At 66.7% G+C, this 12,376-nt stretch carries 12 protein-coding genes and 1 riboswitch; of the genes, 6 read left to right on the top strand and 6 right to left on the bottom strand.

Translation table 11 applies throughout. The features are described 5' to 3' along the window. The first annotated feature begins 11 nt into the window (after positions 1-11). Positions 12-830 (top strand): 3-methyl-2-oxobutanoate hydroxymethyltransferase, encoded by an 819-nt coding sequence (panB, locus tag H607_RS0107045; RefSeq protein ID WP_037989927.1) that lies wholly within the window; start codon positions 12-14, stop codon positions 828-830. 9 nt (positions 831-839) lie between these two features. Next, positions 840-1,676 carry a pantoate--beta-alanine ligase gene (gene panC, locus H607_RS0107040; protein WP_037989925.1) on the top strand — a complete coding sequence of 279 codons (837 nt, stop codon included), beginning with the start codon at positions 840-842 and terminating at the stop codon, positions 1,674-1,676. Positions 1,677-1,686: 10 nt separating this feature from the next. Here panC and H607_RS0107035 read toward each other — a convergent pair whose 3' ends face one another. From H607_RS0107035 to H607_RS12090, 5 genes are all read right to left on the bottom strand, one after another. Continuing rightward, the gene (locus H607_RS0107035) at positions 1,687-3,516 is read right to left on the bottom strand and encodes a TonB-dependent receptor domain-containing protein (protein ID WP_028874849.1); all 1,830 of its coding nucleotides are present in this window, start codon (positions 3,514-3,516) and stop codon (positions 1,687-1,689) included. 67 nt (positions 3,517-3,583) lie between these two features. After that, a riboswitch (cobalamin riboswitch) is annotated at positions 3,584-3,798 on the bottom strand. Between the two features lie 6 nt (positions 3,799-3,804). Beyond that, complete coding sequence (pepN, locus tag H607_RS12105; RefSeq protein ID WP_037989923.1) at positions 3,805-6,573, bottom strand: aminopeptidase N; 2,769 nt, start codon at positions 6,571-6,573, stop codon at positions 3,805-3,807. 10 nt (positions 6,574-6,583) lie between these two features. Next, positions 6,584-7,027, bottom strand: coding sequence for an RDD family protein (locus H607_RS12100; RefSeq protein WP_051240740.1), 444 nt, complete (start codon positions 7,025-7,027; stop codon positions 6,584-6,586). A 17-nt stretch (positions 7,028-7,044) separates the two neighbouring features. Next, positions 7,045-7,551, bottom strand: coding sequence for a metal-dependent hydrolase (locus H607_RS12900; protein ID WP_051240739.1), 507 nt, complete (start codon positions 7,549-7,551; stop codon positions 7,045-7,047). A gap of 48 nt (positions 7,552-7,599) precedes the next feature. Continuing rightward, positions 7,600-8,391, bottom strand: coding sequence for a class II glutamine amidotransferase (locus tag H607_RS12090; RefSeq protein ID WP_037989920.1), 792 nt, complete (start codon positions 8,389-8,391; stop codon positions 7,600-7,602). Between the two features lie 132 nt (positions 8,392-8,523). Here H607_RS12090 and rplU point away from each other — a divergent pair, with 132 nt between their 5' ends. From rplU to proB, 4 genes are all read left to right on the top strand, one after another. Next, on the top strand, positions 8,524-8,835 hold the full coding sequence (gene rplU / locus H607_RS0107010; RefSeq protein ID WP_028874848.1) for a 50S ribosomal protein L21: 312 nt from the start codon (positions 8,524-8,526) through the stop codon (positions 8,833-8,835). A gap of 24 nt (positions 8,836-8,859) precedes the next feature. Then, positions 8,860-9,123 (top strand): 50S ribosomal protein L27, encoded by a 264-nt coding sequence (gene rpmA, locus H607_RS0107005; RefSeq protein WP_028874847.1) that lies wholly within the window; start codon positions 8,860-8,862, stop codon positions 9,121-9,123. 77 nt (positions 9,124-9,200) lie between these two features. Beyond that, positions 9,201-10,286: an Obg family GTPase CgtA gene (gene cgtA, locus H607_RS0107000; RefSeq protein WP_028874846.1), complete on the top strand. Its 1,086-nt coding sequence runs from the start codon at positions 9,201-9,203 to the stop codon at positions 10,284-10,286. Beyond that, positions 10,273-11,406: a glutamate 5-kinase gene (gene proB / locus H607_RS0106995; protein ID WP_051240738.1), complete on the top strand. Its 1,134-nt coding sequence runs from the start codon at positions 10,273-10,275 to the stop codon at positions 11,404-11,406. Before cgtA ends, proB begins: the two co-directional genes overlap by 14 nt. On the opposite strand, the gene H607_RS0106990 is transcribed toward proB, so the two are convergent. Further along, a complete protein-coding gene (locus H607_RS0106990; protein ID WP_028874844.1) occupies positions 11,396-12,301 on the bottom strand; it encodes an AEC family transporter in 906 nt (301 codons plus the stop codon). The two genes, proB and H607_RS0106990, sit on opposite strands and share 11 nt — an antisense overlap. Between the last annotated feature and the right edge of the window lie 75 nt (positions 12,302-12,376).

The raw sequence follows: 12,376 nt of genomic DNA, 5'->3' as shown, positions 1-12,376 counted from the left end.
CGGAGGAGGCGATGAGCGCCCAACCCCTCGATGACCGACCCATCACCCTCACGCGGCTCGCCGAGATGCGTGCCGCCGGCGAGAAGATAACCATGCTCACGTGCTACGACGCGAGTTTCGCCACGCTACTGGAGCGTGCCGGCGTCGAGGTTCTGCTCGTGGGCGATTCGCTGGGCAACGTTGTGCAAGGGCAGAAGAGCACCCTGCCGGTGACGATGGCCCACATGGTCTATCACACCGAATGCGTGGCCCGCGGCGCCCGGCGCGCCTTCGTCGTCACCGATCTGCCGTTTGCTTCTTACCAGGAAAGCCCGCAGCAGGCGCTGCGCAACGCCGCCGCCCTCATGGCCGCCGGGGCGCAGATGGTCAAGCTCGAAGGCGGGCAAGTGATGGCCGAGACGGTGCGTTTCCTCGTCGAGCGCGGCATTCCGGTGTGCGGTCACATCGGCCTCACGCCGCAGGCCGTGCACCAGCTCGGCGGCTATCGCGTGCAGGGGCGCAGCGAGGAAGACGCGCGCCGCCTCCTCGAAGACGCCCTGGCGCTGGAAGAAGCCGGAGCGGCGCTCCTCGTCATCGAGATGGCCCCGCGCACCCTGGGTGCCGAGATCAGCGCCAAACTGTCGCGCACGGCCACCATCGGCATCGGCGCTGGGCCCGAGTGTCACGGCCAGGTCCTGGTGCTGCACGACATGCTGGGCATCTACCCCGGACGCAAGGCCCGTTTCGTCAAAAACTTCCTCACCGGCCGCGATTCGGTCGAGGAGGCGGTGCGTGCCTACGTGCGTGAAGTGAAGGAAGGGACGTTTCCCGCCCCGGAACACTGCTACTGAGGGTTCGTCATGACCACGATTTCGCCGCTCACGACCGTGGCCGAAGTCCGCGCCCTGCGTCCCTCCCTGGGACGCGTGGCGCTGGTGCCGACCATGGGCTGCCTGCACGAAGGACACCTCGCGCTGGTACGCCAGGCGAAGACACTCGCCGACACGGTGGTGGTGAGCATTTTCGTCAACCGCCTGCAATTCGGTCCGAACGAGGATTTCGACCGTTATCCGCGCACCCTGCCGCGCGACCTGGAGCTGCTCGCCGCCGAGGGCGTGCGCCACGTCTTCGCCCCCAGCGAGGCGGAAATGTACCCCGAACCGCAGACCTACACCGTGACGCCCCCACCCGAGCACACCGACATCCTCGAAGGCACCGTGCGCCCCGGGCATTTCCGCGGCGTGGCCACCGTGGTCACCAAGCTCTTCGGCATCGTGCAGCCCGAAGTCGCCCTCTTCGGCAAGAAGGACTATCAACAGCTCATGGTGCTGCGCAACCTGGTGCGCCAACTCGCCCTGCCGTTGACGATCGTCGCCGGCGAGACGGTGCGCGCCCCCGACGGCCTCGCGCTCTCCTCGCGCAACACCTATCTCTCGCCAGCCGAGCGTGCCGAGGCGCCGCGGCTCTATCGCGCCCTCACGCGCATCGCCCAGGCCGTGCGCGCCGGGGCCACCGACCATTCCCGCCTGGAAACGGAGGCGATGGCCGAGCTCGCCGCCCACGGCTGGCAGCCGGACTACGTCACGGTCCGCCGCCGCGCCGACCTGCAGCCGCCCGCACCGGGCGAACGGGAACTCGTCGTGCTGGGCGCCGCGCGCCTGGGCAGCACGCGGCTCATCGACAACCTCGAGATCTGAATCGCGCGCTTCAGCGCGGCGTGTAGCGCAGCCCCACGAAGGCGCTCAAGCCGGGCGTATTGTAGCCACGCACGCTTTCGTAATTCTTGTCGAAGAGGTTATCGATGCGCGCTTCCAGCTTCAGGTCCGGTGCGAAACGATAGCTCGCCACGAGGTTGAAAAGGCTGTAGGCGCCGAGCTCGTCGCTCTTGGCTTTGTCGTTGTAGCGTCGTCCCACGCCGACCCACTCGAGGCCGGCATTCCACGCCCCCCACTGGCGCCACAGCGAGGCAGTGGCACTATGGCGGGCGCGGCGCGCGAGCGGTTTGTCGGTGGTCTCGTCGATCGCCTGCAACCAGTCGTAGCTCGTGCGCCACTGCCAGTCGCCCGCCGTACCCTCCCAGGCGAGCGTCACCCCCTCGAAATGCGCCCTGCCGACGTTGATGTAGCGCCCGCCCCACGTATCCGTGGGAATCCAGTCGATCAGGTTCCTTACCCGGTTGTGGTAATAGGTGAGCGAGGCCGACTGCTGGTTTCGTTCCCACACGAGCGCGACTTCGCGGTTGCGTCCTTTTTCCGGCTGCAGATGCGGATTGCCGGAATAGGGATCGAAGAGCTGGTAGAGCGAAGGCGCCTTGAAGGACGTCCCGAGGCTCGCGTAGGCGCGCCACTCGCGCGCGATCTGATAGCCGTAGGCGAGCGCATAGGTATCCTGCCCCCCGAAGGTCGAATGCTGGTCGTGCCGCGCGCTCAGCTGCCAGCGGTGCGGCCCGAGGTTGGCGCTCCAGGCAGCCACAGCTGAGTTGATGGCGATCGATTCCTCGTTCGAGGAGTCACCCGAGAGCGGCGCTTTCTGCTCGAAGCGCTCGAGCGCGAGCATCGCCCGCCCCAGAGGAAGCGCCACGTCGTTCTGCCAGTTGTATTCGTCGTTCTCGGTACGCAGTCGGCTGGGCCAGGATGAGACGTACTTGTGCCAATCGAGGGCATGCCCGATGCGCAAGGTACTCGTCCAGGCGTCGGTCAGCGCGTTACGCGTGTAGACCTGCCACTGCTGGGTGCGGAAATCCTCGTAGTCGTTGTATTGGCTCGTCGGTGGGATTTCGTCGTAATGGGCTCGCCCCTGGTTCTCCCGCAGCACGAAACCCATCTCGTGGCCGGCAAGCGGCGTGAGCACGAGCGAGGCAGTGCCACCGCGGTTGCGGTAGGCGTCGTCGTCCGCGTCACGCCCGGAAGCATTTTTCATGGCGGAGAATCCGCCGCTATAGCTTTGCTGGAAATCCGCCCGCAAGCGGACGAGTTCGTTGCCCGCGGACAGACCGACGCTGCCCTGTGCCGTGTCGTACGAACCGTAACCGGCAAACGCCTCGGCCGACAGTCCGGGCGCGCCGCGCCGGGTGAAGATCTGAATCACGCCGCCGATGGCGTCCGCCCCATACATCGTCGCGGCGGGCCCGCGCAGGATCTCGATACGGTCGACGTCAGCCAACGAGAGAAAACGCAGGGGCGAGCCGGCCAGGTCGAGCGAATTGATGGGGATGCCATCGACCAGCACTTTGGTTTGATCCGGACGCGTGCCGCGCACGAAGAGACTGGCCGACGTGCCCGGACCTCCGTTGCGCGTCATCTGGATGCCGGGTTGACGCGCGAGCAGATCGACGATGGTCTCACCGCCCGCGCGCTCGATCTCCTCGCGCTCGATCACCGTGACGTCGGCAAGGATCTCGGAGACCCGCGTCTGCTGACGCGTGGCCGTCACGACGACCGGCTCCAGCGCCTCCTGGGCCCCGACTCCGAAAGAAAAAGACGACAACAGCAGGCTAGGCGGCAACGCGGCCACCAAAGATTTGACGAAGCGATTCACATGATTCCCCTCGGCCGGCCACCCCGCCGGCCCGAATGGAAAGCCCACCGCAGGCGGATTCACGCGCCTGCGCCCTGCGTTCCTGGCCGGTCTCCGGGCTCGCGAGATTTGACGCGCCGCCTTCCCGGGCATCAAGCCTAGTGGCATTTCGGCGCGCCCGCACTCGCCTACCGTTGCGGGGGCAGCAGCGGCTTTGCCGGACAAACACATCCGGCGCACCGCTTTCCCGTTTCACCGCGCCGGGAGAACCCCGGCCGCGGCACCAGAAACGTGAGGGGGGATTCTACCTCAAGGCGCCCCAACCTCTCCCTGAGCCATGCGATCGAGGATCTCGCGCACTTCGGTCGAACGAACCTGGCGGCGGGTCGCCTCCAGCACGGGTGCAAAGGCAGTGCGATACGGTTCGGCCCAACGCCGCCAACGCTCCAGCGCCCGGGCAAGGCGCGATCCCACGATGGGGTTGGTCGCATCGAGCCGCAACACCGCCTCCTGCCAAAAGACCCATGCCGGCTCGCCGGCCGCGCAGGCTTCGGCGAGATTGTTGGCGAAGAAGTTGAGTACCAGAGCATAGACCTTGTTCGGGTTGGTCCAGCGAAACGCCCGATGCTCGGTCAAACGCTGCACGCGCGCGAGCACTGCCCCCGGAGCACCATGCCAGGACCAGCGCATCGCCTGGCGGGCGAACCACTTGTCGAGCACCAGATCGTCTTCGGCATAGCGCGACTCGAAGGCGGCGAGCAGCGCCTCGCCCAGCGCCTCGTCGGGGTGCGCGAGCGCGGCATCGAGCGCCGCCAGCCGCTCGGTGAGATTGTCGGCGGCGGCAAACGTGCGCGAGCAGCGTTCGTCCTCACCTAGCAGCGCCTCCATGCGCCAGGCAAATGCGGCGAGCGCACGCCGGCCTGCTTCCAGCGGATCGTAGCGGTAGGGGCGAGCGGCTCCGGAATCCCACCAGCGCGGCCACAGATCGCGTCCAGCCCGGGCAAGGTCGATCGAGGCCCACACCAGCGCAGTACGCAGGCGCACCGGATCGGCCGGCGTCATCGCCTCCAGCAGCCAGCGCTCACCGGGCAATGCCGCGGCCTTGACGCGGAACATCGCATCGAGCGATTCATCGGCGAGCAGCTGTTTCCAAGCGGTGACGAAGGTCTCGTCCAGCGTTTCGGTTTCGCCTCGGGCCAGCCGCAGCACCTGGCGCTGCGCCCAGCTCTGCGCCGCATCCCATCGGTTGAAGGCGTCCGAATCGTACGCCATGCGATGGCGCAGTGCCTCGTCCGGCTCCTCGAACACCAGGCGCACCGGCGCCGAGAACCCCCGCAGCAGCGAAGGCACCGGCTTCGGCCCCGGCGGCAGACCGATGAATTCGAGCGTGAGCGCCTCGTCGGTCAGGGTGAAGAGGCGGGTCGTCGCCCCCACGGCGGAATCGCGTGGCGCGATCGGCCGCATCCCTGCGCGCGAAGGGGCTTCGGGTGCGGGTACGGCATCGCGCTCGTCGGCGAGCACGAGCGGCAAATCTCGCCCATCGATGCCGAGCAGCCCTAGGCGGACGGGCAGGATCACCGGCCCTTTCTCCGGCTGTCCTGGCGTGGGTGGGGTGAATTGCCGCAGACGCAGCGTGTAGCGCCCTGCGTCGCTGTCCCAGTCCTCCTCGACCACCAGCCGCGGGGTCCCTGCCTGTTCGTACCAGCGCAAAAACGGCGCCAGGTCGACGCCGTTCGCCTCGGCCATCGCTGCGACGAAGTCCTCGCAGGTCACCGCTTGGCCATCGTAGCGCTCGAAGTAACGATCCATCCCGGCGCGAAAGCCTTTTTCCCCCAACAACGTGTGCAGCAGCCGGATCACTTCGGCGCCCTTTTCATACACGGTGGCGGTGTAGAAATTGTCGATCGCCCGGTAAGCCTGCGGACGAATGGGATGCGCCATCGGCCCCTCGTCTTCGGGAAACTGCGCCGTGCGCAACGTCTGCACATCCTCGATGCGTTTCACCGCCCGGGCCGAATCCGCTCGCTCGGGCCCCACGGCCTGGGCCAGCTGGTCGGCACTGAACTCCTGCTCGCGGAACACCGTGAGCCCTTCTTTCAAGGTAAGCTGGAACCAGTCGCGGCAGGTGATGCGGTTTCCCGTCCAGTTGTGGAAATACTCGTGCCCTACCACGGCTTGCACGGCGGCATAGTCCGCATCGGTGGCCGTCTCGGGGCTCGCCAGCACGTATTTCGTGTTGAAGATGTTGAGCCCCTTGTTCTCCATCGCCCCCATGTTGAAATCCGACACCGCCACGATCATGTAGCGGTCCAGATCCAACACGCGGCCGAAGCGTCGCTCGTCCCAGCGCAGCGCCGCCTCGAGCGACTCCAGCGCCCAACCCGCTCGCGGCAGATGCTCGGGTTTGACCCACACCTGCAGCAAGGCGCGACGCCCATCGGCCAGCCCCACTTCCCGCTCGAGCGCCTGCAGGTCGGCCGCCACCAGCGCGAAGAGATAGCTCGGCTTGGGGAAGGGATCGACCCATACCGCCCGATGCCGTCCGCCGGGCAAGCGCGCCGTCTCCCGCAGATTGCCGTTGCTGAGCAGCACCGGATAGCGCGCCTCGTCCGCCTCCAGCGTCACGTGAAAGCGCGCCATCACGTCGGGGCGATCGGGAAACGGCGTGATGCGACGAAACCCCTGCGCCTCGCACTGCGTGAAGAGGCCCGTGCCCGAGCGGTACAGCCCCGAGAGCGCCGTGTTGCGCGCCGGATGAATGCGCACCACCGTTTCCACCCACGCCTCGGGCCCGCGCGCGCCATGGAGGCGCAGGCCCGACTCGTCATACACGAACCCGCGCCCCCCCGGCCCGGACTGCGGCGAAAGCGGCTCGCCGTCGAGCGTCACCGAAACGAGCTCGAGCTCCTCGGCATCGAGCACGATCGGCTCCTCTTCGCTCACCCCCTCCCCGCGCACGCAGTGCAGCCGCGCCCGCACCTCGGTCGCCTCCTCGTCGAGCGCGAAAGAAAGCCACGCCTCGCGCACCGACCACTGCGGCGGCCGATAGTCCTCGCGTCGGATCAGATGTTCCGTCATGGTTCGTTCCTCATCGTTTCGGCGGCAGCAGCACGACTCGCGTGCCGGCCAACCGGTCATGCAAGAATTGTCCCTCGGCATCGACCAAGGCCCACAGCACCCCAAGCCCCGTCAGCCACGAAGGCCAGCAGAGCACATAGCGCCACGAGCACTGCCCCAGGCGCGGCGGTATCCCCTCAGGGGTCACCACGCGCAAGCGCCAGGTCTGCATCGCCAGCGTCGCCCCCAGGCGCCACCAGCAGCCGACGAAATAGGCGCCCAACAGCAGGAAAAGGTGGAGAAAAAGCCAACCGCCGGCGGCGATCTTTCCCCAGAGCGTCCCGACCAGGATCCACGGCAGCATGAATCCGACCCCCACGATCCCCCCCAGCAGCAGGAGCTCGTAGAGGGCGGAAGCCAGCCGCCGTGGCAGCGGCGCGAGCACCGCCACGGTCTTGCGTTCCTCGTTTTCCATATGTCGCTCCGAATGCGTCAATGCAAGTGCCACCAAGCATAGAAGGCCGCACTGCTCGCCACCACGTTCAAGGCCGCCTCGGCGAACCCGCCGTTGGCGAAGAGACGAAAGCCCAGCCGCCGGCGCCACGGCCAGAATAGAGGGATACCACCATCGGTGAGAAAATCACCGAAGAGATGCGAGGCATAGCCCGCTGCGAACCCCAGGCCGATCGGCATCGACACGAAACAAAAAAGCCCTCCGCCCACCAACGCCAGAAACGCCAGCGAATGCGTCAACCCCCGATGCCCCGCAATGCAGCGCACCAGCCATGAAACGAGCGGCATCGCCCGCCCCATACGAGAATGGGGATGATCCACGTCGGGAAAGAGCCCCCCGATCACCGCCGCCGCCATCCACTGGGCGAACTCGCTCACGCCGCCCACGGGCAAAATCCCCACGACCGGCAGCGGCACCACCTGCACCGCCGCCCACGAGGCACTCCCGGCCAGCACGGCCCAGAGCAAATGAGATTTATAAGTCATTGCAGGATGATCATCGTTACTGCCTGGGATCGATGAGCACGGACTTTATCATTTTCCCAGAGTACAAGCCTGCACTTCCTCCACCGCCCCCTCGTAAAAGCTCACCAGCGTTCCCGGCGGAATCGGGGTCCAGGTTTCGTTGTCGGTGAGCGGCGTGGTAGCGATCACCGCCACGCGATCCCGAGGCGTGGTCACCTCGCTGAAGTCCATCGTCAGGTCCTCGTCGCACAGATGCGCCGCAGCAAAGGGCGCCTGCCGCACGAGATGGCACAGGCGGGTCGAGGCGTGCGCGTAGAGCCGCTCGCCGTTGGAGAGCAGGAAATTGAATTCCCCGTGGCCGGCGATCTGCCGTACCGTCTCGCCCAGCGTGGCGAAAAGCGCTGCCGGTGCCGGTGGTCCATCGGGGAAACGCCGCGCCAAGGTATCGAGCAGGTGGCAGAACGCCCGTTCCGAATCGGTATCCCCCACCGGCAGGAAACGTCCGTTCAAACGAGGCGCATAGTCGAGAAGATTGCCATTGTGCGCGAACACCCAATAGCGTCCCCACAGCTCGCGCACGAAAGGGTGCGTGTTCTCCAACCGCACCACCCCTTGCGTGGCCTTGCGGATGTGGGCGATCACGTTGAGCGAACGGATGGGATAATGACGTACGAGCTCGGCAATCGGCGAATCGGCGCTCGGCTGTGGATCGAGGAAGACGCGCACGCCGCGGCCTTCGAAAAAGGCGATCCCCCAGCCGTCGCGATGGTGGTCGGTGCGTCCGCCCCGCGCGCGAAACCCGGTGAAGGAAAAGCAGATATCAGTGGGAACGTTGCAGTTCATGCCGAGCAGCTGGCACATGGACAGACCTCGCAAGCACGAATCAGGGGTTCGACGTGCGATAGTCTAACGCAGACGAAACCTTGCTTGACCATGTTCCTACCCGTCGTTATAATTTCATGTTCTCTCATACCCTTTTTTCGGAGCAGCGCCATGTACGCGGTCATAAAAACCGGCGGCAAGCAGTATCGCGTCACCGTCGGCGAAAAGATCAAAGTAGAACAGATACCTGCTGAAGTGGGCGCCGAAATTTCCCTGGACCAGGTCCTGATGGCCGGTGAAGGTGATTCGGTGAAAATCGGCACACCCGTGCTCGAAGGTGCACGCGTGAAGGCCACGGTCGTCGCCCACGGCCGGCACCCCAAAGTGCGCATCTTCAAGATGCGTCGCCGCAAGCACTACCAAAAGCACCAAGGCCACCGGCAGAATTACACCGAATTGCACATTCAGGCGATCGAAGCCTGATCCCATTGCGCGAGGACAACGACCATGGCACACAAAAAAGCGGGCGGCAGTTCCCGTAACGGCCGCGACTCCGAATCGAAACGGCTCGGCGTGAAGCGCTACGGCGGCCAATTCGTGATCGCCGGCAACATCATCGTGCGGCAACGCGGCACCCAGTTCCACGCCGGCGACAACGTCGGCGTCGGGCGCGACTACACGCTCTTCGCCCTGAAAGACGGTATCGTCGAATTCACCGTCAAAGGTCCGAAGCAGCGCCGCTACGTCACCATCCGGCCGCTCGAAGCCTGATTCACTGCGCCGCTGCTGCGGCCTGAGGAAAGCCTCGTCCGGCGCGCCGGGTGAGGCTTTCCCTCTTTGGAAGACCCATGAAATTCATCGACGAAGTCCGCATCGAAGTCATTGCCGGCAAAGGAGGCGACGGCTGCGCCTCGTTTCGCCGGGAGAAATTCATTCCCAAGGGCGGGCCCGACGGCGGTGACGGCGGACGCGGCGGCAGCATCTGGTTCGAGGCCGACGAGAATCTCAACACCCTCATCGACTACCGCTACACTCGGCTCTTTCGCGCCAAGCGGGGCGAAAACGGCCGCGGCAGCGACTGCTACGGTGCCTCCGGCGAGGACATGACGCTGCGCGTGCCGGTCGGCACCCTGATTTTCGACGACGAGACCGGCGAGCTCCTCGCCGACCTCGCCCGGCCGGGCGAGCGGGCGCTCATCGCCAAAGGCGGCCGCGGCGGGCTGGGAAACCTCCATTTCAAGTCGAGCACCAATCGCGCCCCGCGCCAGCGCACGCTCGGCGAGCCGGGCGAACATCGTCTGCTGCGCCTCGAACTGCGCGTGCTCGCCGACGTGGGGCTGCTGGGGCTACCCAACGCGGGCAAATCCACCTTCATCCGCGCCGTCTCCGCCGCGAAGCCCAAGGTGGCCGACTATCCTTTCACCACGCTCCACCCCAACCTCGGCGTGGTGCGCACCGACGTCAACCGTAGTTTCGTCATCGCCGACATCCCCGGCCTGATCGAAGGGGCGAGCGAAGGCGCCGGACTCGGTCACCGTTTCCTGCGCCACCTGCAGCGCACGCGCCTGCTGCTGCATCTCATCGACCTAGCCCCCCTCGACCCGGAGGCCGACCCGGTACACGATGCGCACGCGCTCGTCGAAGAGCTGCGTCGCTATGACGAAGCGCTCGCGGCCAAACCCCGCTGGCTCGTGCTCAACAAGATCGACCTGATTCCGGAAGACGAACGCGAGGCCCGCATCGCCGCGTTTCTCGACGCCTACGGCCCTGCGCCGCGCCACTTCGCCATCAGTGCGGCCACCGGCGAAGGCTGCCAGGCGCTCGTCTATGCGGTCCAAGAAGCGCTCGACGCGATGAAAACCGAAGCGCCCGCGACGCAGGATCCGGAAGACGCTCTAGACGACCTCGACGAGGCCGAGCATGACGCATCCTGACCGCCGCGCGGCGATCGCCGCCGCCAAGCTGCTCGTCGTCAAGGTCGGCAGCGCCCTCGTCACCGCCGACGGCCGCGGCCTGGATCACGAGGCGATTCGCGGCTGGGCAGCCCAGATCGCCCGTCTCTTCGACGAAGGACGGCGCGTGTGCCTCGTCTCCTCGGGGGCGATCGCCGCCGGCATGCAGCGCCTGGGCTGGACGCAACGCCCCAAAGAGACGGCCCTGCTGCAGGCGGCCGCCGCCGTGGGCCAGGCCGCCCTCATCGACGCCTATGAACACGCCTTCCGTCCTCACGGGCGGCATACGGCCCAGATCCTGCTCACCCACGCCGATCTCGCCGATCGCACGCGCTACCTCAACGCCCGCGGCACCCTCAAAACCCTGCTCGATCTGGGTGTGGTCCCCATCATCAACGAGAACGACACCATCGTCACCGACGAGATCAAGTTCGGCGACAACGACACGCTCGGCGCGCTGGTGACCAACCTCATCGATGCCGACGCCCTCTTCATCCTCACCGACCAGCAAGGGCTCTACACCGCCGACCCGCGCCTCCATCCCGAGGCCGAGCTCGTGGCCGAGGGCAACGCCGAAGACCCGCGTTACGCCGCCATGGCCGGCGGGGCCGGCTCGAGCATCGCCAAGGGCGGCATGATCACCAAGATCCGCGCCGCCGCCCGCGCCGCCAAGAGCGGAGCGCACACCGTCATCGCCTCCGGGCGCGAGCCCGAGGTGATCGTGCGCCTCGCACATGGCGAACCGCTGGGAACGCTCCTCTACGCCGAGCGCAACCGGCTCGCGGCGCGCAAGCAGTGGCTCGCCGACCACCTCAAACTCGCCGGCAGACTGTACGTCGACGCGGGGGCCGCCCGGGCGCTGCGCCAGGGCAAGAGCCTGCTGCCGGTCGGCGTCACCCGCGTGGAAGGCGAATTCGTGCGCGGCGCCGCCGTCGCCTGTCTCGACCCCGAAGGGCGGGAGATCGGCCGCGGTCTCATCAACTACAGCGCCGCCGAGGCGCGGGCCATCCTCGGCCTGCCCTCGAACCAGATCGCCGAGCGCCTCGGCCACGTGGACGAACCCGAGCTCATCCACCGCGACAACTTCGTCCTCACGGGCTGATTCCTCTCAACCACCCCAAGATCGCGCCCAACGTGAGCGCCGAGGCCACGGTGGTAAGCGAAATGAGCCGGGCCACGGCCGGGGCGTCCCCGCCCAGGCGGCTCGCCAGGATGTAGGCAGAGCTCGCCGAAGGCAATGCCGCGAAGAGGATCAGCATCTGGCGCGCCAAACCTTCTATCTCCCACCATTGCGCCAGCCCCCAGGCGATCGCGGGCAAGGCCAGCAGCTTGATCGCCACGATCATCCACCCCGCCGGCTGCCACACGGAACGGTCTACGCGCAAGGCCGCCCCCACGCCCAGCAGCCCCAGTGCGACGGCGGCCGCAGCAAGACGCGCGAGCAAGGCATCGAGCGGGCGCGGCAAAGTCCAGCCAGCCGCATGGCAGAGGGCCCCCGCCAGCGTCGCCAGTACCAGGGGATTGCGCCCGATGCCGAGCAAAATCGCCCGCCAGCCACCGCGCGTCATCGACCCCACCGCCAGCACGTTCGCCAACGGCACCATCGAACCGCACAGCGCCCCCATGAGGGCCGTCCCCGCCGCCCCAGCCAGTTGCCCGGCGAGCGCCATGCCGATATAAGTGTTGAAGCGATAGGCGCACTGGATCTGCGACGCGGCCCGCACCGGTTCCGGATCGATCGCGCGGCGGATCATCCATCCCAGAAAAAAACCGGCGAGCACCGTCACCGCCGCCGCCCCCAGCAAAGCCCATGCCCCCGCGCCCAAATTCGGGGCCGTGGCGAGCGAACGAAAAAGCATCGCCGGGAAGAGCACGTAATACACCAGCCGCTCCACCCCGTTCCAGAATTCCGGCTGCACCATCACCCGGCGTGCGAGCAAAGCCCCTAGCATGATCAGGGCGAAATCCGGCACGACCAGTGCGAATCCCTCTCCCATTCGCCATCCTCTCTTGGCCCATCTACCCATTGTACGGTGTACGGCACGGGAGAATCTCCTTGAAATCCCCCACCC

Origin of the sequence: Tepidiphilus margaritifer DSM 15129, assembly GCF_000425565.1 — a bacterium.
GTDB lineage: Bacteria > Pseudomonadota > Gammaproteobacteria > Burkholderiales > Rhodocyclaceae > Tepidiphilus > Tepidiphilus margaritifer.
This window is presented reverse-complemented; position numbering and strand designations above follow the sequence as displayed.